Source organism: Streptomyces sp. NPDC058751 (assembly GCF_042746485.1).
In the GTDB taxonomy this organism is placed as follows: Bacteria; Actinomycetota; Actinomycetes; order Streptomycetales; family Streptomycetaceae; genus Streptomyces.
Window position 1 is genome coordinate 185419 of record NZ_JBHYPZ010000006.1, and the last position, 20247, is coordinate 205665.

Here is a 20247-nt window from a genome sequence, read left to right on the forward strand (position 1 = left end):
GGTCCACCCGACGGCCCTGTAGACCACCACCCGGTCGGCGGAACCCCCGTGGCGGGAGAGGCGCGGCGGGCAGACGCTCGAACTCCCCGGTGCTTCCGGCACGGGGACGGCCGGCGGCCGACAGCGCAGCGAGGTGGTCGAGCATGAGCCAGGAGTTTTCGATGCCGCCGGGCACCCCGCCCGGTGGCGGCACGGGATCCCAGCCGAGCGGCGGGGACATGCCGCTGTGGGGGGACCAGTGGTCCGGAGCCGCTCCCGCCGCGGGAGGCATGGGCCCGCCCCCATCGGGCAGCAGCGGCTGGGCGGCGGGCGGAACCACCTTCGCGGGCGTCCTCCTGCTGGTGAACGGCGGCCTCAACATCCTCCAGGGCATCTCCGCGATAGCCAAGGACGACGTCTACGCGCGCGTGAACGACTACGTCTACCGCATCAACCTCACCGGCTGGGGCTGGATCCTGCTGATCCTCGGCGTCGTCTCCGCCGTCACGGGCTGGGGCATCCTCAAGGACGCGGGGTGGGCGAGGGTCACCGGCATCGTGCTGGCCTCGCTGAGCATGCTCTTCCAGTTCATGTTCCTGCCGTACGCGCCGATCTGGTCGGTCATCCTCCTGGCCATCGACGTCTTCGTCATCTGGGCACTGGCCACGTACCGGCCCGACCACCGACAGCCGCGCTGACGCGCCCGTTCCCGGCCCCCTCCGGCCCGTCGCCGAGCGGGTGCCGCGGGGAAAGGGGCTGCCGCAGTGCCGTCGAACCCATGAACCGGACCGAGCGGAACGAGACACGCCATGGATGACGTGACCGACCGGACGCGAGCAGATCTGCCCGCGCGCTGCGCCGCGGGCACCGTCGACGATCCGGAGACGACGTGAGTACCGGGGACGTGGGCGGCGGCGCGAGCGGCGCGCACGCGCGCGAACTCGCCGAACTGCGGGCCCGCGTCGCCGAACTGGAACAGCGCCCGCCGAGACGCGAGCACCACCGCGTCCGGTCGACCTTCGCGGTCGTGCTGGTCCTCCTCGCCGCCCTGCTCACCCCGCTGAGCGCCGTGGCGGCCTGGTCGAGCGATCTGATCGGGAACACCGACCGGTACGTGCAGACCATGGAGCCGCTCGCCTCCGACCCGGACATCCAGAACGCCGTCGCCAACCGGGTGACCGACGCCGTCATGCAGCACGTCGACGTCAAGGCGCTGCTCGAATCCGCCGCCCCGGCCGACCGGCCCGAACTGAGCAAGGCGATCGGGCCGCTGAGCGGTCCGATCACCAGCGGCCTCACCGACTTCGTGCACACCGTGGCGCTCAGGTTCGTCAGCAGCGACGCGTTCGCCACCCTGTGGACCCAGCTGAACCGGAGGGCCCATGCCGCCGTCGACAAGGCGTTGACCGGCAAGGGCGGCGGAGCGGTCAAGCTCACCAACGACGCCGTCGTCATCGATCTCGCGCCCGTCATCGACCAGGTCAAGCAGGCCCTCGTGGACCAGGGGCTCGGCATCGCCGCGAAGATCCCCCAGGTGCACACCAACTTCACGGTGATGACGTCCGACTCCATCGGCAAGGCCAAGAAGCTCTACCGGCTGCTCCAGCTGGTCGGGTTCTGGCTGCCGGTCCTGACCCTGCTGCTGGCGGCCGGCGGTGTGCTGCTCGCCGTGCGCAGGCGCCGTGCCCTCGTCACGGCGGCGCTCCTGGTGGCGGGCGGGGCCGCGCTCCTCGGCATCGCACTGTGGATCTTCCGGGAGATCTACCTGGACGGACTGCCGTCGAACGTCTCCCAGCCCGCCGCGGAGTCGGTCTTCGACACCCTGGTGCGCTATCTGCGGACATCGGTACGGGTGGTGATCACCCTCGGCGTCATCGTGGCGCTGGCGGCCTGGCTGACCGGCAGGGGCCGGGCGGCCGGGCGGGTCAACGCCGCCTGGACCGGCGGCATCGGTGCCGTGCGGACCGCGACCGGGGCCGAACTCGGCGCGGTCGGAGCCTGGGTGCACCGGGCCAAGACCTGGCTGAACTGGACCGTCGTCGCGGTCGCCGCCGCCGTCCTGCTCGTCTGGAACTACCCCACGGCCGCCGTCACCGTCTGGATCGCCGTGCTGGCCCTGCTGGCCCTGGCGATCGTCGAGTTCCTCGACGACGACGGCACCCCGCACCTGATCGGCTCCGGCGACGGGCCGTCGACGGGACCCGCGGCCAAGAGCCCGGCCTGACCCCCGGCGGCCGACGGCGTGCGCGCCCGTCGCCGGCCGCGGGAAAAGCACCTGACAGCCCGTCCGCGCCGGGCTACGCTCCCCCCGATGACGACTTCCTCCGCAATCGGATTGGGGGACCCGTCCGCGCAAGGTGAGTGCTGATGCTCACTCCTGCCGCGTACGAGGACCCCCTCCTGTCCTTCTGGCCGCGCGTGCGTGACTTCGCCGTGCCGCCCACCATGATCGAGACCGCGACCGTCCGCCGCCACCGCGGGGACTGGGCGGGGGCGTGTGCCGCCGCTGGCGTGGACATCGACCTCGACCTGCGTTCGCTGGCGCGTACGCACGGCCGTGAACTGGTCTCCCGGATCCGCCGCGATCTACGGCACCTGGCTCCCGACCTGCTGCGCTGGCACATGCCGAGAGTCGCCCCCGACGGGCTGCTGCGTCCCTGCCTCACCATCACGCTGGCCCGGTACGACCGTGCCGGGCGTGATCCGGCGGACCCGGCAGACCTCGTGAACCCGGCAGGCCCCGCAGACCCGGCAGGTCGCGTACGGCCCGTGCACCTCGTGGTCCGTACCCCGCCCGCCTGGGCGGACGGCGGCCAGCGGATCAGCCTCGCCCTCTGGGACGGAGCTCCGGGCGCGTCCCGCGACCGGTCCTCCTTCGACACCGGAGCCCTCCGCCACCCGCACCCCCGCCCCAGCAGGCGGTACCGCCTGGACCTGCACCGCCACCTGTGGGACACCCGCAGGGCCCATGAGCTGCGGGCCCGCTCCGGGGCCGGCCCGACGGCGGGCGACGCCCGCCCCGGGAGCGCGGATCCACCGGGGCCGGCGCTCCGGGACCTCGGCTGCGCCGTCGACCGCTGGGCGGACGAGGCGGCGATCCTGCTGCGCGACGAGGGGCGCACGACCGGCGCCGTCACCGTGCGGCTCGGGACCCGCCGGTGGCTGCTCCTGGAACTGGTCGCGGACCCGGCACACGCCGGCCCGCGGGCACTGCGGATCTCCGCCGCGCCCGACGGGGGGACCGACGGCGGCCTCCGGACGCCGGTCCTGCCCGACGCCGCGACCTGGGTGCTGCCCGACCTGGCGCTGATCCGCGCCGGTGCCGTCGAGCCCGGGCGGCTGCATCCGCTGGTCGCGTCGGCGCTGGGGCCGGAACACGGCCCGTCCGGGGGCGACGGGCGTACGGTCCCGGACGGGGGCGGTGGGCACGCGGCCTCCTCCGGCGCCGACCGGAACGCGCTTCCGTCCGGCGCCGACCGGAGCGTGGTCCTCTCCCGCCCCGGCGGGAACGCGGCCCCCTCCGGGGCGGCCGGGTACGTGGCGCCGGGTGCGGCGCGTCTCGTGGAGTGCCGGGGAGCCCTGCACCGGATCGGCCTGGTCGACGGCGTGCTCGTGCCGCTCGACCACGATCCGGCCGAGATCCGCCGGGAAGAACTGCTGGTCGCGCTGACCGGCACACCGCTTCCCTGCCTCCGGGCCGTCGACGAGGCGCACCGGCGGCCGCAGTGCCTCTCCGACGTCCGTGAACGGCTGCGCCACGGCGACACCGCCGGTGCGCTGGCCGTCGTCGAGGGGCTCCTCGGGCCCGACGCGGTGCTGCGCGGCGGCGCCCTGCGGGACGAACTCCGGGAGGCCGCGCTGCGGCGCATCGCCCACGGACTGTTCAGGGCCGGTCTGACCGGTCCAGGACCCGGCCGCCTCGCCCCGGGGCCCACACGGCCTCCCGGCCACCGTTCCCACCCGCGTGACACCACCGGTCGCTGACCGCCCGCCGACCGTCCACCGAAAGCCAGTCGACCGCCCCGGAGCCCAAGTTCCTTGCACAGGCGGTCCGTTCACGAACCCGAAGGTGATCAGACATGCCCGCACACAGTTCCCCCGCCGAAGCGGAGACGCTCGTCGACCCGGCCGGCCCCACTCAGCTCGACGTGGCCGACGCCCTGTCCGCCCTGCTCCGCGACACCCGTACCGAACCGCGCCCCGACAGCCAGTTGGAGGCACTGACCCTCGCCGTCGCCGCCGACCTGCCCGTACTCCTTTGGGGTGAACCGGGGATCGGCAAGACCGCGGCCCTGACCCGGCTCGCCGAGACCCTGGACCTGCCCCTGACCACGGTGATCGCCAGTGTCCACGAGCCCTCCGACTTCTCGGGGCTGCCCGTCCTCGGCGACGACCCGGCCGAGCAGGGCGTGCCCATGGCCCCGCCGGACTGGGCGGTGCGACTCGTACGCGCCGGCCGTGGACTGCTGTTCCTGGACGAACTGTCCACCGCGCCCCCGGCGGTCCAGGCGGCCCTGCTCCGCCTCGTCCTGGAGCGGCGCATCGGGGCCCTTCGGCTGCCGCCCGGGGTGAGGATCGTGGCCGCGGCGAACCCGCGCTCCTCCGCGGCCGACGGCTGGGAACTGAGCCCGCCGCTGGCCAACCGGTTCGTCCACCTCCAGTGGGCCCACGACCACGAGGTCGTCGTACGCGGGCTCGGCGGCACCTGGCCGCGCGCGACCCTGCCGCGGCTCGACCCCGGACGGCTGCCGGAAGCCGTGGACTTCGCCCGCCGCGCGGTGTGCGGACTCCTCGCCGCCCGCCCCGGACTCGTCCACCGGCTGCCCAGCAGCGAGGCCCGGCGCGGAGGCGCCTGGCCCTCGCCCCGGAGCTGGGAGGCGACCGTGCGGCTCATCGCCTTCGCCGACGCGGCCGGTTCCTCCAGGGAAGTGCTCTCCCTGCTGGTCAGAGGCACCGTGGGCGACGGCCCGGGACTGGAACTGCTCGCGAGCGTGGACCGTATGGACCTGCCCGACCCGGAGACCCTGCTCGCCGACCCGGCGGGCGCCGTCCTGCCCGAGCGGGGCGATCTGCGCCAGGCCGTCCTCGACGGCGTGGTGGCCGCGGTCCGCGCGCGGCCCGACAGGGCCCGCTGGGACGCCGCCTGGGCGCTGCTCGTACGGGCGCTCGACACCGGTGCCCCGGACCTGGTGGTCGTTCCCGCGACCACCCTCGCGACGCTGCGCCGGGAGGACTGGGACGTCCCGGCGTCCATCGAGCGGCTGGCCGGAGCGGTGGCCCTCTCCCGGCGCGCGGACGACGCGGCGGCCCGTGTCGCGGTCGCCGCCGGGGCGCGACGATGACGGCGGCCGCGCCGGGCGTCCTGGACCTGGAGAAGCTCTACGCCGCCCGTCTGCACGCGGCTCGGGCCCGGCCCTACCTCGCGACGGCGCTGTTCGCCCTCCACACCGTCGAGTCGCGGTGGGTGCCGACGATGGCCGTCGACCGGCACTGGCGCTGCTACGTCTCGCCCGGGTTCGTGGACCGCACGCCCGTCGAGGGCCTGGCCGGTGTCTGGGTGCACGAGGTGTCGCACCTGCTGCGCGACCACCACGGCCGCAGCGAGCGGCTCGCCCGCGAACAGGGGCTCACCGGCCCGGCGGAGCGGCTGCGGATGAACATCGCCGCCGACTGCGAGATCAACGACGACGCGTTCGGCGAAGGGCTCGTCCGGCCCGAGGGCGCCGTCACGCCGGCGTTCCTGAAGCTGTCCTCCGGGGAGCTCATGGAGGACTACCTCCGCCAGTTCCGGCTCGGGCCGCTCACGCAGAGCCTGGCCTGGCTGGACTGCGGCAGCGGGGCCGACGGACACGAGCGGGAGTGGGACCTCGGGCCGGACGGCGCGCACGGCCTCAGCGCGCAGGAACGCGACGCGGTCCGCTTCCGGGTCGCGCAGGGCGTCAAGGCGCGCCCCGGGAGGAGCCCGGCGGGATGGCGGCGGTGGGCGGAGGAGGCCTTCCACCGGCCGCAGCCGTGGCGGGAGTTGCTGGGGGCCGCGGTCCGCTCCGCGGCCTCGGGGTCCGGGGCGGGGGAGGACTACACCTACGGCCGGCCGTCGCGGCGCTCCTCCTCGCTGCCCGGTGTCGTCCTTCCGAGCCTGCGCCGCAGACCGCCGAGGGTCTCGGTGGTCATCGACACCTCCGGGTCGGTGAGCGACACGGAGCTGGGAAGCGCCCTTCTGGAGGTCTCCGCGATCTCCCGCGCCGTGGGCGGCCGCCGCGACCTGGTCACCGTGGTCCCCTGCGACGCGGCCGCCGGGATCGCGCACCCGCTGTGCCGGGCCGAGGGGATTCCCCTCCTGGGCGGCGGTGGCACCGACCTGCGCTCGGGATTCACCACGGCGCTACGGGCACGGCCCCGCCCCGACGTCGTCGTGGTCCTGACCGACGGCCAGACCCCCTGGCCCGAGTCGCGGCCCCCGTGCCGGACGGTCGTGGGCCTCTTCCCGCGCGGGGACGACTCGTGGGACGAGGACGACCCCGACCACGTCCCCGACGAACCGCCGGCCTGGGCGCGGGTGGTCGAGATCGGCTAGGACCTGTCCTGGGGCGTGCCAGGTGTCGCCGGGCGGGCGGGACCCCGCGGACACGCCCCGGGGCCGTCCTACACGCTGTACCCCCCGTCCACCCCGAGCGCCTGTCCGGTGATGAAGCCCGCGCGGTCCGAGGCCAGGAACGCGACGGCCTCGGCGACGTCCCTCGCGGAGCCGAAGCGGCGCAGCGGGGTGTTGCGGCGGGTGATCTCCAGTGCCGCGTCGTCGAGTTCGCCGGAGCCGATCAGCCGGGCCGCGATGCCGTCGGTCAGCATGCCGGGCGCTACGCAGTTCACCCGGACGCCGTAGCGCCCCTCCTCGGCGGCCAGGGCGCGGGCGACCGCCTCGACCGCTCCCTTCGGTCCCGAGGAGAGCCCGTCGCGCACCGGGTACCGGCGGGTGGCCACGGTGGTGACCGCGACGACGCTGCCCCGGCTCTCCCGCAGCAGCGGCAGCGCGGGATGCGCCAGGTTGAAGAACGCGCCCGCGTCCACGTCGAGTTGGGTACGGAACTCGCTCGGCGTGACCTTGCTCAGGTGCACCATCGGCACGTGCGGGCCCGCCGCGTGGACGAGGGTGTGCAGTCCGCCGAACGCGGCGGCCGTCTCGGACACGGCGGCGGCGACGGCGCGTTCCCCGCCCAGGTCGAGCCGCAGGGAACGCACTCGGCGGCCCCGTTCCGCGAACTCCTCCGCGATCCCGGCGGCGAGCGCGTCGGCGGCCGCCCGGTCGGAGCGGTACGTGAACACCACGTCGCTGCCCCGCTCGGCGAGTATCCGCACGACCGCCGCTCCGATGCCGCCGGTGCCGCCGGCGACGAACGCGACCCCCTCGCGGTGCGAGAAGTCCGCTCGGTGCGAGAGGTCGGCCCGGTGCGGGGGATCCGACGGTTCCGGCATGGGCATCACCGTCCCAGGGAATCGGGAGACGGGTCATTCCAGCACGTCCGCGTCGAAGGCACCAGAAGGCGGGCGGGGCGGGGAAGGACCCCGGACGGGCGCGTCAGGCGTTGGACAGCGACACCTCGGTGGACTTGACGAGCGCGACGACCTCGGAACCCACCGAGAGGCCCAGGTCCGCGACCGCGTCCTCGGTGATCGCCGAGGTCAGCTCGCCGCCCGCGATCCGGACCTTGACGCCGGCCATGGCGTCGCCGGAGGTGATGCCGGTGACCGTGCCCGGGAGCCGGTTGCGGATGCTCAGCCCCTCCACCGGGCCGGTGGCGAGGGCGACCTCCGTGGACTTGACCAGGGCGCGCACGGTGGAGCCGGACGCCAGGCCGAGTTCCCGCACGGCCTCCAGGGTGATCGCCGCGGTGATCTCCTGTCCGGCGTCGAGGCGGACCTTCACCGTCGCCATCACCTCACCGGGGGTGACGGAGGTGACGGTGCCGGGGAGTCGGTTGCGGATGCTCAGGCTCATCGGGGGGCCTCGCTTGCTGTGCTGCGTGACGGATACGGGCGTGTATGCGTAGCTTGCCGCACGCGCCGGCTCCCGTTCCGGGTCGCGGACCGTGTCGTTGTTGAGCCGAACGGGTGACCATGCGTAAGAATTGCCCGGTGCAGACAACAAGTGCGAGCCAGGACGGGGTGGATCGATGACCGGCCACGACGTCACCGATGAACAGTGGGAAGGGCTCGCCCAGGTCGTTCCGTTGCGCGGCCGGGACGCCTGGCCGTCGGCGGTCCGTCACCGGTCGATCCCCGAGGCCGAGACCGAGACGCGGCGCCGTTTCGTGGTCCTGAGGGTGAACGTCTTCGCGGACGCCCGCGATGTCGCCGAGACGCTCATGTCGGGCGTCCCGGTGCTCCTCGACCTGACCGGCGCGGAGACCGAGGTCGCCAAGCGGGTCCTGGACTTCAGCACGGGAGTGGTCTTCGGCCTGGCCAGCGGCATGCACCGGGTCGACCGGAACGTGTTCCTGCTGACGCCCCCGGGGACCGAGGTGCGGGGGCTGATGGAGGGGGTCGGCGCTCCCGGCCTCTGACGGCCCGCGGAGGTGCGGCGGGTCCGGCGGGGTGCGCCCCGGGCCACGGGTTCGACGGCCTCCCGAGCGGGTGGCCGGGGCTTCCCGGCCGCCGGACCGGGGGCTTCGTCCCCCGATCGTAGGAAGGTCCCCCGGGCGTAACGGTTCGCCTCGGCGTGGGGGCCTACCGTCCGCATATGACCCTGTCCTCGCCGGAGGCCCCCGCGGCGGTGGAGGTGCGCCCGGTCCGTCCGGGCGTCACCGAGCTGCGGCTCGACGCCTTCGCCGCCCACCGCCGCGTCCGGTTCCCGCTCGGACCGCTCACCCTGGTCGCCGGTCCCAGCGGCAGCGGCAAGACGGCCGTGCTGCGGGCCCACGCGGCGCTCGCGCGGCTCGGCGCCGGGGCCGGACTCGCCGAGGTGTTCCCGGACCCGGTCGCCTGCGTGCCCGAGCGGTCCCGGCCCGACGCCCAGTACCGCCGCGGCTTCCGCATCGGCTGTACGGTCGACGGACCCGAAGGCCCGGTCCGGCTCGACATCGCCGTCCAGGCCGAACCCGAACTGCGCATCGTGGGCGAGCGGTTGTCGGCGGGCGGGCGGACCCTGCTGGAGACGGCGTTGCGCGACCCCGGCCGCTCCTCCGTCCAGGCGGCCTGGCACACCGGCGGGTCCTCGTCCGTGACACGGGTCCCGCTCCCCGACGACCGCCTCGGCACCGCGCTGCTGCCCCTGCGCGTGGCGGGCCGCACCGACGGGGAGCGCCGGGTCCTCGCCGCGGCCGAGCAGACGGTGCTCGCCCTGCGGTCCGTCTACGTCTGCGATCCGGACCCGGACTCCATGCGGGCCCCCGTCCCGCTCGGCCCGGGGCGGCTGCTGCGCGGCTGCGGCAACCTCGCCGAGGTGCTGTGGCGCACGAGGTCGGAGTGCGGCCACCGGTACGCCCACCTGGTCACGGCGGTCCGCGCCGGATGCGCCGGCCCGGTCACGGACGTGCTGGCCGAGGTGCTCGGCGACGGCGGCGTCCGCGCGCTCCTCGACCGGGGCGACGGCGTCCGTACGCCGCTGGGACTGCTCGGGGACGGCGAGTTGAGGTACCTCGCGCTCGCCCTCGTCCTGCTCACCGGGCCCGGTGTCCTGGAAGTCGACCCGGCGGGCGAGGTGCCGGCCGCGCTCCAGTCGCTGACCGTCCTGGCCGACGGCTTCGACCGCGGACTGGACGCCCGGCAGGCCGGGGAACTGGTGCGGCTGGCGGCGCGGATGTGCGAGCGGGGACACATCCGGCTGCTGGGGGCGGTGAGCGACGCGACGCACGCGTTCGGGACGGCCGGGGCCGCGGTGGTAGACCTGACGTCGTGAGTGAACTGGACGTAGCGACGCTGCAGCGCAGACTGGCCGAGTTCGCGGCCGCGCGGAACTGGCAGCCGTACCACACCCCCAAGAACCTGGTCGCCGCCCTGAGCGTGGAGGCGTCCGAACTCGTCGAGATCTTCCAGTGGTTGACGCCCGAGGAGTCGGCCCGCGTGATGCGGGACGCGGACACCGCGCACCGCGTCACCGACGAGGTCGCGGACGTCCTCGCCTATCTGCTCCAGTTCTGCGAGGTGCTGGGCATCGATCCGCTCGCCGCCCTCGACGCGAAGATCGACCGGAACGAGCGGCGGTTCCCCGCGCCGGAAAAACCCTGACGGGCCGGCCGCCGAACGGCGCACAAAACGGAACTGAATACTCTGTGTAGCCGTCGCGCGGTTTCGATGCGATTCCGTGTCCGCAGATTTCGGGCTTCCTCTGGCTTTCTGTCTCAAGGACCCTCACTCTGGGTAGTGAACAAGGGAGTTCGGGTGGACGTGCGAGAGCGCGTCGGACAGACGGGGGCAGCGCATGGAAGCGGTGCGGCTCATCGTGGCGAGCAGACGCGCCCTGGCGGAGAGCGGCGAGACTCCGGAGGTGATGGCGGAGGCGTGGCAGGCGCATTCCCTGGCGCAGGCGATCGGCAGCCGCTTCGCCGTGTCCGGACCACCTGAACTCCGGGGCGAGGCGCTGGGGTTGACCGAGCTGGCGGGCCGCGGCTGCGGAGTGCTCGGCGACCACGCCCGCGGGATCGGTGCCTTACGGGCCGCCCGGCTCACGGAGGTGGGCGACGCGCGCGAGGCCCTGCTCTGTCTCGGCGGCCTCCTCGCCGAGGTGGGCATCGCCCTGGTCGGCATCGCCTGTGCGGCGGACGACGAGGGGACGTACTGGCAGTGCATGGAGGCGATCGACGCGGCGGACGAGTCCCGGGACCGCGTCCTGGAGATGCTGCGCCGCCTCGCGGTGCGGGACGAGAAGCGCGTGGTGGAGCGGGACTCGGCCGCGGGGTAGGACGCCGCCCGGCGGGGCCGGTGCCGCCGTCCGCCCCGGCCGGGGCGTGGCGCCCGGCCGGAACCGCTCGCCGCGCCCCGGCCGAACCGCTCGCCGGGCCCGGCCGGTCAGCCGAGCTGCGGTGCCACCTCGGAGGCGATCAGGTCCAGGTGGTCCAGGTCGGTGAGGTCCAGCATCTGGAGGTACATCCGCTGCGAACCGACCTCCTGGTAGCGGGCGATCCGTTCGACGACCTCCGCCGGCGAGCCCGCGAGCCCGTTGGCCTTCAGCTCGTCGACATCGCGGCCGATGGCGTCCGCCCGCCGCCGCACCTCGCCGTCGGTGCGGCCGACGCACACCACCAGGGCGTTGGAGAGGGCGAGTTCGTCGTCCTCGCGCCCGGCCTGCCGCAACGCCGCGCGGACCCGGCCGAACTGCCGCTCCGTGTCCGGGACCGAGGCGAAGGGGATGTTGAACTCGTCGGCGTAGCGTGCCGCGAGGGCGGGGGTCCGCCTGGCGCCGTGGCCGCCGATCAGGACGGGCACCTTCGCCTGCGCGGGCTTGGGCAGCGCCGGTGAGTCCTTGAGCCGGTAGTACGTGCCGTCGAAGGTGAACCGCTCGCCGACCGGCGTTTCCCACAACCCCGTGACGACGGCGAGCTGTTCCTCCAGCCGGCCGAACTTCTCCTTCGGGAACGGAATGCCGTACGCCGTGTGCTCGGCCTCGTACCAGCCCGCACCCAGGCCGAGTTCGACACGGCCCCCCGACATCTGGTCGACCTGGGCGACCTGGATGGCCAGGACGCCCGGGAGGCGAAAGGTTCCGGCGGTCATCAAGGTGCCCAGGCGGATGCGGCTCGTCTCACGGGCGAGGCCGGCCAGGGTGATCCACGCGTCGGTCGGGCCGGGGAGCCCGTCGACGGAACCCATGTGCACGTAGTGATCGGAGCGGAAGAAGGCGTCGTAATGAAGGTCTTCGGCGGCTCTGGCGACGCGGAGCAGCGTCTCGTAGGTCGCACCCTGCTGGGGTTCGGTGAAGATTCGAAGATCCATGTATCCATCATGCACCGGTCACGACAGGCGCCCCCCGCCGAACCGCTGGCGCGTCCTTCCCCGCCCGCGCCGGGCTACCACCGCTGTATCGCGAGCTGGGGGTACAGGTCGATCAGCTCGCCGGAGAGGCCGGCCTTGACCTGGCGGGTGAGCGCGTCCGCCAGGACCTCGTGGGCGTCCGCCTCGATCCCGTCGAGCGCCTGGCCGGCGACACTGTGCGCGGAGACCTTGGGCACGTCGAGGCTCGCGGTCAGGTCCGTGTCGACGTAACCGACGTGCAGCCCGGTGACCTTGACTCCGCGCGGCTGGAGCTCCAGCCGCAGGGCGTTGCTCTGGGACCACAGGGCGGCCTTGGCGGCGCTGTAGCCGACGGCGCCGGGCACCGTGACCCACGACAGCACCGAGTGGACGGTGAGGATGTGCCCGTCCCCGTTGCGCTCCAGGGCCGGGACGAAGGCCCGCGTGGTGAGCAGCGGTCCGAAGAAGTTGACGTCGAACTCGCGCCGCACGTCCTCGACGGGGGAGTCCAGGAACGACGTGGGAGCCGTCGCGCCCGCGTTGTTGACCAGGACGGTGACGTCCTGGGCCCGCGCGGCGGCGGCCGCGACGGACGCGGGGTCGGTGACTTCCAGGGCCAGCGGCACCGCGTCGGGGTGCGTGACGGTCCGCGGGTCCCGGGCCGTCGCGTAGACCTTCCTGGCGCCGCGTTCGTAGAGGGCGTCCACGAAGGCCTTGCCGAGGCCGCGGCTGCCGCCCGTCACGAGCGCCACCGAACCGTCGATGCTGGTCATGATCTTCTCCTCTTGGGGGGCGCCGGGAATCGGGGGAACCGGGGCGGCCGATCGGGGGGAACGGGGCGGTCGAAGAGCGGCCGATGGTGCCGTCCTCCGTCCCGCACCATCGTAAACCGATCGGTTTTCCGTGCTGCCCGCCCGGTAAACCGATCGGTTTCCGAGGGGTGGGCGGAGAACGTAAGCTGAGCCCATGACACAGGCGACCTCGACCGCGACCGCCGGTTCACCGACCCGCGACCGACTGCTCGACGCGGCGGCCGAGCTCTTCTACCGCGAGGGCGTCGGCGTCGGTGTCGAGGCGCTGTGCCGGGTGGCCGGGGTGTCCAAGCGCTCGATGTACCAGCTCTTCGACAGCAAGGACGGCGTGCTGGCGGCGAGCCTGGAGCGCAGAGCGCCCGCGTACCTGGCGTTCCTGCTGCCCCCGGACGACGACCGGGGGCCGCGTGACCGCGTCCTGCACGTCTTCGGGCGCCTGGAGGAGATGGCCGCGCGCCCGGACTACCGCGGCTGTCCCTTCGTGGCCGTGACCGCCGAGCTGAAGGCGCCGGACCACCCGGCGAGCCTGGTGGCCCGCCGCTGCAAGGACGAGCTGACCGCGTTCTTCCGGCGGGAGGCGGAGCGCGGCGGAGCGGAGGACCCCGAGCTCCTGGCCCGCCAACTGACCGTCGCCTTCGACGGATCGGGCGTCCGGGCCGTCATGCAGGGCCAGGGCCTCGACGGCCTCGCCCTCGCGACCGCCGCCGCCCTGCTCGCCGGCGCGGGCGTGCGCGACGGGAGCGACGCCGCGCACCGCGTCCCGCGGAACCCCGCCTGACCCACGGCGTCCCACCGGCCGCCCAGCCCGGGCACCCCCGCCCGACCTGCCCGGAAACCTTCCGCCGGCCCCGGTCCCGCCGCCCGTGCGCGGTGAAAAACCCCGGGTCCACCTGCGGTTTCCGCTGTACGTTGTGGGGGCGCGCCGAGGGAGGGTGCCGCCCCCGCGGACGGCCGCGGCACGGTGTGGCCACGGGCCGCGTCGGCCGGGGACGGGCCGGGAGCGGCGACGGCCGAGGCGCGCTCGCCCACGCCGTGGTCCCCGGCGTCCGGCAGGCGCGCACCGCGCGCCGACCGGGCGACCCGCCGGTCCCCCGCGGCTCAGAAGACGTTTCGAGGCAGACACACCGTGTTCCTGACGATCAGTACCACCGGTACCCCAGAACGGCCCGCGACCGATCTCGGCTTTCTGCTGCACAAGCATCCGGACAACGCGCAGAAGTTCTCGACCTCGTACGGAACGGCGCACGTGCTGTACCCCGAGGCGACCGCCGAGCGGTGCACGGCCGCACTGCTCCTCGAGGTCGACCCGGTGGCGCTGGTCCGGCGGGGCAAGGGGAAGGGGAAGGGGCGCGGCGGCGCCCCCGACGCGGCCCTCGCGCAGTACGTCAACGACCGCCCGTACGCCGCGTCCTCGCTGCTCGCCGTGGCGATCGGCGCCGTGTTCTCCAGCGCGATGAAGGGCCAGTGCAACGCCCGGCCCGAGCTGCCCGCCGAGACCATACCCCTGCGCATCGAGGTGCCCTCGCTGCCCGCACGCGGCGGCGTCGACCTCGTACGGGCGCTCTTCGAGCCGCTGGGCTGGACGGTGACGGCCGAGGCCGTGCCGCTCGACGACCGCTTCCCGGAGTGGGGCGACTCCCGCTACGTACGCCTGGAGCTGGCGTCGCGGGAGCTGACGCTCGCCGAGGCGCTGCGGCACCTGTACGTGCTGCTTCCGGTCCTCGACGACGCCAAGCACTACTGGGTGGCGTCCGACGAGGTCGACAAGCTGCTGCGGGTCGGCGAGGGCTGGCTGCAGGACCACCCGGAGCAGAAGCTGATCACCAGCCGCTATCTCTCCCGGCGCTGGTCGCTGACCCGGGAGGCCCTGGAGCGGCTCGAACTCGCCCGGCTCGCCGAGACCGACGACATCGCGGTCGAGGAGATCGACAACGCCGTCGACGAGGAGACCGACACCGAGGAGAAGCCGGTACCGCTCGCCGTGCAGCGCCGGGACGCGATCCTCGCCGCGCTGCACTCGTCCGGAGCGAGCCGTGTCCTCGACCTCGGCTGCGGACAGGGCCAGTTGGTGCAGGCGCTGCTCAAGGACACCCGGTTCACCGAGATCGTCGGTGTCGACGTGTCGATGCGCGCGCTCACCATCGCCTCGCGCCGCCTCAAGCTGGACCGCATGGGGGAGCGGCAGGCCGCCCGCGTCCAGCTCCTCCAGGGCTCGCTCGCCTACACCGACCGCCGGCTCAAGGGGTACGACGCCGCCGTGCTCAGCGAGGTGATCGAGCACCTCGACCTGCCCCGGCTGCCCGCACTCGAGTACGCGGTGTTCGGCTCCGCCCGCCCGCGGACCGTCCTCGTGACGACGCCGAACGTCGAGTACAACGTCCGCTGGGAGACCCTGCCCGCCGGACACTCCCGGCACGGTGACCACCGGTTCGAGTGGACCCGCGAGGAGTTCCGCACCTGGGCCCGCGGGGTGGCCGGACGGCACGGCTACGACGTGGAGTTCACCCCCGTCGGTCTCGACGACCCCGAGGTCGGCCCGCCCACCCAGATGGCCGTCTTCACCCTGGCCACCGGCACCACCGGCACCACCGGCACCACCGGCACCACCGGCACCACCGGCACCACCGGCACCCCGAACACGAAGGAGGAGAAGGCCGCATGAGCGAGCGACACGACCAGGGGCGCGTGCTGCCCGTCACCGACCTCTCCCTCGTGGTGCTGATCGGCGCCTCGGGCTCCGGCAAGTCGACCTTCGCCCGGCGGCACTTCAAGCCGACGGAGGTCATCTCCAGCGACTTCTGCCGGGGGCTGGTCGCCGACGACGAGAACGACCAGAGCGCCAGCGGCGACGCCTTCGACGTCCTGCACTACATCGCCGGCAAGCGGCTCGCGTCCGGCCGCCGGACCGTCGTCGACGCCACCAGCGTCCAGCAGGACAGCCGCCGCCAGTTGATCGAGCTGGCCAGGAAGTACGACGTGCTGCCCATCGCCATCGTGCTCGACGTGCCCGAGGAGGTCTGCGCCGAGCGCAACGCGACGCGCACCGACCGCGCCGAGATGCCGCGCCGCGTGATCCAGCGCCACATCCGCGAACTGCGGCGCTCGCTGCGCTCCCTGGAGCGTGAGGGCTTCCGCAAGGTGCACGTCCTGCGCGGGGTGGCGGACGTCGAGAACGCGACGGTGGTGACCGAGAAGCGGTTCAACGACCTGACCCACCTCACCGGCCCGTTCGACATCGTCGGCGACATCCACGGCTGCGCCTCGGAGCTGGAGACCCTGCTCGGCAAGCTCGGCTACGTCGACGGCGTGCACCCCGAGGGCCGTACGGCCGTGTTCGTCGGAGACCTCGTCGACCGCGGCCCGGACTCGCCGGGCGTGCTGCGCCGCGTGATGTCCATGGTCGGCTCGGGCAACGCCCTGTGCGTGCCCGGCAACCACGAGAACAAGCTCGGCCGCCACCTCAAGGGCCGCCAGGTCCAGCACACGCACGGACTCGCCGAGACCGTCGAGCAGCTGGGCGCGGAGAGCGAGGAGTTCCGCGCCACGGTACGGGAGTTCATCGACGGACTGGTCAGCCACTACGTCCTCGACGGCGGACGCCTCGTCGTCTGCCACGCCGGTCTGCCCGAGAAGTACCACGGCCGCACCTCGGGCCGGGTGCGCTCGCACGCCCTGTACGGCGACACGACCGGGGAGACCGACGAGTTCGGGCTGCCCGTGCGCTACCCGTGGGCGGAGGACTACCGGGGCCGCGCGGCGGTGGTGTACGGACACACCCCGGTTCCCACGGCCACCTGGCTCAACAACACCATCTGCCTGGACACCGGCGCGGTGTTCGGCGGCAAGCTCAGCGCCCTGCGCTGGCCGGAGCGCGAGCTCGTCGACGTACCTGCCGAGCGGGTCTGGTACGAGCCGGCCAAGCCGCTGGCCACCGAGGCGCCCGGCGGTCACGAGGGCCGTCCGCTGGACCTCGCCGACGTGCACGGCCGCAGGGCCGTCGAGACCCGGCACGCCGGACGGGTGGCCGTCCGCGAGGAGAACGCGGCGGCGGCCCTGGAGGTCATGAGCCGCTTCGCGGTGGACCCCCGGCTGCTCCCGTACCTCCCGCCGACGATGGCGCCGACCGCGACCTCGCACCTCGACGGTTATCTGGAACACCCCGCCGAGGCCTTCGCCCAGTACCGGGAGGACGGGGTCGAGCGGGTCGTGTGCGAGGAGAAGCACATGGGGTCGCGTGCGGTGGCCCTGGTCTGCCGGGACGCGGACGCGGCGCGCGAGCGGTTCGGCGTCGACGGCCCCACCGGCTCGCTGTACACCCGCACCGGCCGCCCCTTCTTCGACGACGCCGCCGTCACCGAGGAGATCCTCGGCCGGGTGCGCGCCGCCGTGACCGAGGCCGGGCTGTGGGAGGAGCTGGGCACCGACTGGGTGCTGCTGGACGCCGAGTTGATGCCGTGGTCGCTGAAGGCGTCCGGGCTGCTGCGCAGTCAGTACGCCGCTGTCGGCGCCGCGTCCGGCGCGGTGTTCCCCGGTGTGCTGGCCGCGCTCGAAGGGGCGGCGGCGCGGGGCGTCGACGTCACGGACCTGCTGGCGCGCCAGCGTGAACGGGCCTCGGACGCGGCCGCGTTCACGGACGCGTACCGGCGCTACTGCTGGACCACGGACGGCCTCGAAGGCGTCCGCCTCGCGCCGTTCCAGATCCTGGCCGTCCAGGGCCGGAGCCTCGCCGCGCTGCCGCACGACGAGCAACTCGCCCTGATCGACCGGATCGTGGAGAACGACGGCAGCGGGCTGCTGCACACCACCCGGCGGCTCTTCGTCGACACCGGTGACCCGGAGTCGGTGCGGGCCGGTGTCGACTGGTGGCTGGAGATGACCGGCCGCGGCGGCGAGGGCATGGTCGTGAAGCCGGTCGGCGCGGTGGTGCGCGGCGAGAACGGGCGCTTGGTGCAGCCCGGCATCAAGTGCCGGGGCCGCGAGTACCTGCGGATCATCTACGGTCCGGAGTACACCCGCCCCGAGAACCTCGCCCGGCTGCGCGGCCGCTTCCTCAACCACAAGCGGTCCCTGGCCGTCCGCGAGTACGCGCTCGGCCTCGAAGCACTGGACCGCCTGGCCGAGGGCGAGCCCCTGTGGCGCGTCCACGAGGCGGTCTTCGGAGTCCTCTCCCTGGAATCCGAACCGGTGGACCCCCGCCTGTAGCGAACCCCCGGGCGGTGGCGCCCCGTCAGGGGCGCGGGGAACTGCGCGATCAGCCCCCACCGGGCCAGCAGCCGAATCCTGGACCCACCGGGACCGGTAGTCGCCGGCCCAGGTGGGGCGCCCCGGAAGGGGCGCGGGGAACTGCGCGATCAGCCCCCACCGGGGCCGCAGCCGAAAAGGCCCCCGACCGGGGGCACCCGGTCGGCCCCGGCCGGGAAAAGCCCGGTCCGGGGCGCCGGGGCCGGCGGGGGCCCGGCGCCACCGGTCGGCGAGGGAGCGAAGCGAACCTAGCCGACCAGGCGGAGCCGAACCCCCGCCACCCCCACGTGCACCGTCTGTCCCCAGGCAAGCTCCACCGCATCCCCCTCCATCCCGTCCCCGAACACGACGAGCCGGTCCGACTCCACCGTGAGGGACAGCCGTCCGGACCCGGTGAGCTCGCCGGCCACGAGCGAGGTGCCCGTGGCCGGCGAGGGCCAGGCCTCGCGGACGAACCAGAGCAGCCGCTCGTCCTTGGGCCCCGGCAACGGCAGCCGCTCACCCCGCTCCTGCCACACCGAGCGGAGCCAGCCGGTGGCCCCGGTCCCGGTCCCCACCAGCACCCCGGAGGACGCCTGGGGCTCGACGGCACCCCCGTACTCGTCGAGCCCCAGCCGGTAGCGGGCCGTCTGGTGGCCCGCGGCTCCGAGGTAGATCTCGTTGAGCGCGACCAGCCGCTGCGTGTCGTCGGCGACCGCCTCGACCATGGTCAGCTCGTCGGCCCCGCTCCCGTGCGCCGAGGCGAGCAGCGCGCCCGCGTCCCCGGGCCGGTGCCGCACCAGCACACCCGGATTGCGTCCGGGGTCGGCGTCGATCCCCACCACGGGCTGTCCCGACAGGTACTTGGCGACGTTGGCGACCAGCCCGTCCTGGCCGACCACGACCACCACGTCCTCCGGCGCGAACAGGAACCGGTCCAGGTCGGCCCGCTCGACCCGGGCCTGACGCCAGGTCAGTGGAATGGCCGACACGACCTCGGCGAGCGCCTCGCGGGCCCGCCGGTGCCGCTCCGCGACCTCCGCGATGTCCCGGCCGCGCGAGGACAGGAAGAACGCCGCCTGCCCGTGCGTGCCGTGCCGGGCCGTCAGCTCCTCGTACTCCGTGGTCCGGTGGACGAGGACGGCCCGGGGCGCGAGACTCACGCCGGGTCTCCGGCGGTCCCGTTGCCGAGCTTGGCGAGCAGTCCGGTGAGGACGTCGGGCGAGAGCGTGAGGTTCTCGATCCGCGGCAGGTTCTCGGCGAGCCGGCTGCCGGTCAGCGCGTGCAGCACGGCGACGTCGACGTCGCCGTGGACCCGCAGCCAGGCCGCCTGCGCCTCGGCCCGCGCCGCTCCGACCTCGCGCGCCGCCTGCGCCTCGGCCCCGGCGAGCCGCACCTTGCGCGTGGCCTCCGCCTCGGCGAGCCGCAGCGACCGGGCGGCCTCCGCCTCGGCCAGCCGGACCGTGCGGGCCGCCTCGGCCCCGGCGCGCACCGCGTCCGCCGCCGCGTGCTCCTCCGCCTCGCGGCGGGCGTTCGTGCCCTGCTGCTCGACCAACCGCTCCTCGCGCCGGGCGAGTTCGATCCGGCTGGCGAGTTCGTTCTCGGCGATGGCACGCTCCCGCTCGACGGCGACCGCCCGGCGCTCGTACGTGGCCTTGTCCGCGTCCTGCTGGATCTGCTCGCGGGCGGGGGTGCGCAGCGCCCGCTCCACCTCGGGCTCCGGGCGCAGCGCGACGACCCGCACCGCGACCACCTCGATGCCGGTGGCGGGCAGCCGGGGTTCGGCGGCGAGGCCGTCCGCGATCCGCTCCCGTACCGCCGCGACGCCGTCGACCAGGGCGGACGCCAGCGAGGTGCGGGCCAGCACGTCGAGCGCGTGCTGCTGGGCCGTCTCGGTCAGCAGCGAGCCGAGCTGCTCCAGCGGTGCGCCGCGCCAGGCGCCGGAGTCGGGGTCTATGGAGAAGTCGATGCGGGCGGCCGCCACCGCGGGGTCGCTGATCCGGTAGGTCACGGTCGCCTGTACCGCGACGTCCTGGAAGTCGGACGTACGGGCGTGGAAGGTCATCGCCAGCTCGCGGTCGTCGACGGGCACTTCGGAGAGTGCCGCGGTCAGCGAGCGGTACCAGAAGCTGAGCCCGGGGCCGTCGTGGACCAGTTGCCCCGACCTGTGGTGCCGGATGTGGGCGGTGGGCGCCCCGCGCAGATGCCGCCAGCCGAGGCGTCGCGTGATGTCGGCCATGAGTACCCCCTCGCCGCCGGACGGTCCCGGCGGTACCGCGTCCTTTATTGTCGT

18 protein-coding genes are annotated in these 20247 nt (G+C 74.2%); 12 read left to right on the forward strand and 6 right to left on the reverse strand.

The annotated features are described in order from the left end of the window. The first annotated feature begins 143 nt into the window (after nt 1-143). The 5 genes from ACFW6B_RS08700 to ACFW6B_RS08720 all read left to right on the forward strand — a co-directional run bounded on the left by ACFW6B_RS08700 (nt 144) and on the right by ACFW6B_RS08720 (nt 6553). Nucleotides 144-677 (forward strand): hypothetical protein, encoded by a 534-nt coding sequence (locus ACFW6B_RS08700; RefSeq protein WP_386593464.1) that lies wholly within the window; start codon nt 144-146, stop codon nt 675-677. Between the two features lie 191 nt (nt 678-868). Further along, nucleotides 869-2203, forward strand: a complete 1335-nt coding sequence (locus ACFW6B_RS08705; protein WP_386593466.1) for a hypothetical protein — start codon at nt 869-871, stop codon at nt 2201-2203. A gap of 143 nt (nt 2204-2346) precedes the next feature. Next, nucleotides 2347-3963 carry a hypothetical protein gene (locus ACFW6B_RS08710; RefSeq protein ID WP_386593468.1) on the forward strand — a complete coding sequence of 539 codons (1617 nt, stop codon included), beginning with the start codon at nt 2347-2349 and terminating at the stop codon, nt 3961-3963. A 95-nt stretch (nt 3964-4058) separates the two neighbouring features. After that, nucleotides 4059-5321 (forward strand): AAA family ATPase, encoded by a 1263-nt coding sequence (locus ACFW6B_RS08715; RefSeq protein ID WP_386593470.1) that lies wholly within the window; start codon nt 4059-4061, stop codon nt 5319-5321. After that, nucleotides 5318-6553 carry a VWA-like domain-containing protein gene (locus ACFW6B_RS08720; protein WP_386593472.1) on the forward strand — a complete coding sequence of 412 codons (1236 nt, stop codon included), beginning with the start codon at nt 5318-5320 and terminating at the stop codon, nt 6551-6553. The genes ACFW6B_RS08715 and ACFW6B_RS08720 overlap by 4 nt, the downstream gene beginning before the upstream one ends. A gap of 68 nt (nt 6554-6621) precedes the next feature. On the opposite strand, the gene ACFW6B_RS08725 is transcribed toward ACFW6B_RS08720, so the two are convergent. Both ACFW6B_RS08725 and ACFW6B_RS08730 read right to left on the reverse strand, forming a co-directional pair. Further along, nucleotides 6622-7449, reverse strand: a complete 828-nt coding sequence (locus ACFW6B_RS08725) for an SDR family NAD(P)-dependent oxidoreductase (protein WP_386593474.1) — start codon at nt 7447-7449, stop codon at nt 6622-6624. A 103-nt stretch (nt 7450-7552) separates the two neighbouring features. Next, nucleotides 7553-7972, reverse strand: coding sequence for a molybdopterin-binding protein (locus tag ACFW6B_RS08730; RefSeq protein ID WP_386593476.1), 420 nt, complete (start codon nt 7970-7972; stop codon nt 7553-7555). 175 nt (nt 7973-8147) lie between these two features. On the opposite strand from ACFW6B_RS08730, the gene ACFW6B_RS08735 reads away from it, so the two are divergent. The 4 genes from ACFW6B_RS08735 (at nt 8148) to ACFW6B_RS08750 (ending at nt 10873) form a co-directional block, all read left to right on the forward strand. Continuing rightward, entirely contained in the window at nt 8148-8537 is a 390-nt protein-coding gene (locus ACFW6B_RS08735; RefSeq protein WP_386593478.1) for a cell division protein SepF, read from the forward strand. A gap of 176 nt (nt 8538-8713) precedes the next feature. Beyond that, nucleotides 8714-9871, forward strand: a complete 1158-nt coding sequence (locus tag ACFW6B_RS08740) for an AAA family ATPase (protein ID WP_386593480.1) — start codon at nt 8714-8716, stop codon at nt 9869-9871. Continuing rightward, nucleotides 9868-10200 carry a nucleotide pyrophosphohydrolase gene (locus ACFW6B_RS08745; RefSeq protein ID WP_386593482.1) on the forward strand — a complete coding sequence of 111 codons (333 nt, stop codon included), beginning with the start codon at nt 9868-9870 and terminating at the stop codon, nt 10198-10200. Before ACFW6B_RS08740 ends, ACFW6B_RS08745 begins: the two co-directional genes overlap by 4 nt. Nucleotides 10201-10393: 193 nt before the next feature. Then, nucleotides 10394-10873, forward strand: coding sequence for a DUF6099 family protein (locus ACFW6B_RS08750; RefSeq protein WP_386593484.1), 480 nt, complete (start codon nt 10394-10396; stop codon nt 10871-10873). Nucleotides 10874-10980: 107 nt separating this feature from the next. Here the strand turns inward: ACFW6B_RS08750 and ACFW6B_RS08755 are convergent, their stop codons facing one another. Next, entirely contained in the window at nt 10981-11904 is a 924-nt protein-coding gene (locus ACFW6B_RS08755; RefSeq protein ID WP_386593486.1) for an LLM class F420-dependent oxidoreductase, read from the reverse strand. A 74-nt stretch (nt 11905-11978) separates the two neighbouring features. Then, on the reverse strand, nt 11979-12695 hold the full coding sequence (locus tag ACFW6B_RS08760; protein WP_386593488.1) for an SDR family oxidoreductase: 717 nt from the start codon (nt 12693-12695) through the stop codon (nt 11979-11981). 193 nt (nt 12696-12888) lie between these two features. Here ACFW6B_RS08760 and ACFW6B_RS08765 point away from each other — a divergent pair, with 193 nt between their 5' ends. From ACFW6B_RS08765 to ACFW6B_RS08775, 3 genes are all read left to right on the forward strand, one after another. After that, a complete protein-coding gene (locus ACFW6B_RS08765) occupies nt 12889-13512 on the forward strand; it encodes a TetR/AcrR family transcriptional regulator (protein WP_386593490.1) in 624 nt (207 codons plus the stop codon). Nucleotides 13513-13860: 348 nt separating this feature from the next. Next, nucleotides 13861-15396, forward strand: a complete 1536-nt coding sequence (locus ACFW6B_RS08770) for a 3' terminal RNA ribose 2'-O-methyltransferase Hen1 (RefSeq protein WP_386593492.1) — start codon at nt 13861-13863, stop codon at nt 15394-15396. After that, nucleotides 15393-17936 carry a polynucleotide kinase-phosphatase gene (locus tag ACFW6B_RS08775; RefSeq protein WP_386593494.1) on the forward strand — a complete coding sequence of 848 codons (2544 nt, stop codon included), beginning with the start codon at nt 15393-15395 and terminating at the stop codon, nt 17934-17936. The genes ACFW6B_RS08770 and ACFW6B_RS08775 overlap by 4 nt, the downstream gene beginning before the upstream one ends. A 287-nt stretch (nt 17937-18223) precedes the next feature. Here ACFW6B_RS08775 and ACFW6B_RS08780 read toward each other — a convergent pair whose 3' ends face one another. Next, nucleotides 18224-19117 carry a hypothetical protein gene (locus ACFW6B_RS08780; RefSeq protein WP_386593496.1) on the reverse strand — a complete coding sequence of 298 codons (894 nt, stop codon included), beginning with the start codon at nt 19115-19117 and terminating at the stop codon, nt 18224-18226. Further along, nucleotides 19114-20193 (reverse strand): SPFH domain-containing protein, encoded by a 1080-nt coding sequence (locus ACFW6B_RS08785; RefSeq protein ID WP_386593498.1) that lies wholly within the window; start codon nt 20191-20193, stop codon nt 19114-19116. The genes ACFW6B_RS08780 and ACFW6B_RS08785 overlap by 4 nt, the downstream gene beginning before the upstream one ends. Nucleotides 20194-20247 lie beyond the last annotated feature (54 nt).

Excerpts from the sequence above, each read along its gene's own strand:
- ACFW6B_RS08715 (WP_386593470.1), top strand. The coding sequence starts at position 4,059 with ATGCCCGCACACAGTTCCCCCGCCGAAGCGGAGACGCTCGTCGACCCG.
- ACFW6B_RS08720 (WP_386593472.1), top strand. The coding sequence starts at position 5,318 with ATGACGGCGGCCGCGCCGGGCGTCCTGGACCTGGAGAAGCTCTACGCC.
- ACFW6B_RS08775 (WP_386593494.1), top strand. The coding sequence starts at position 15,393 with ATGAGCGAGCGACACGACCAGGGGCGCGTGCTGCCCGTCACCGACCTC.
- ACFW6B_RS08710 (WP_386593468.1), top strand. The coding sequence starts at position 2,347 with ATGCTCACTCCTGCCGCGTACGAGGACCCCCTCCTGTCCTTCTGGCCG.
- ACFW6B_RS08760 (WP_386593488.1), bottom strand. The coding sequence starts at position 12,695 with ATGACCAGCATCGACGGTTCGGTGGCGCTCGTGACGGGCGGCAGCCGC.
- ACFW6B_RS08725 (WP_386593474.1), bottom strand. The coding sequence starts at position 7,449 with ATGCCGGAACCGTCGGATCCCCCGCACCGGGCCGACCTCTCGCACCGA.
- ACFW6B_RS08785 (WP_386593498.1), bottom strand. The coding sequence starts at position 20,193 with ATGGCCGACATCACGCGACGCCTCGGCTGGCGGCATCTGCGCGGGGCG.
- ACFW6B_RS08740 (WP_386593480.1), top strand. The coding sequence starts at position 8,714 with ATGACCCTGTCCTCGCCGGAGGCCCCCGCGGCGGTGGAGGTGCGCCCG.
- ACFW6B_RS08750 (WP_386593484.1), top strand. The coding sequence starts at position 10,394 with ATGGAAGCGGTGCGGCTCATCGTGGCGAGCAGACGCGCCCTGGCGGAG.
- ACFW6B_RS08700 (WP_386593464.1), top strand. The coding sequence starts at position 144 with ATGAGCCAGGAGTTTTCGATGCCGCCGGGCACCCCGCCCGGTGGCGGC.
- ACFW6B_RS08755 (WP_386593486.1), bottom strand. The coding sequence starts at position 11,904 with ATGGATCTTCGAATCTTCACCGAACCCCAGCAGGGTGCGACCTACGAG.
- ACFW6B_RS08765 (WP_386593490.1), top strand. The coding sequence starts at position 12,889 with ATGACACAGGCGACCTCGACCGCGACCGCCGGTTCACCGACCCGCGAC.
- ACFW6B_RS08730 (WP_386593476.1), bottom strand. The coding sequence starts at position 7,972 with ATGAGCCTGAGCATCCGCAACCGACTCCCCGGCACCGTCACCTCCGTC.
- ACFW6B_RS08735 (WP_386593478.1), top strand. The coding sequence starts at position 8,148 with ATGACCGGCCACGACGTCACCGATGAACAGTGGGAAGGGCTCGCCCAG.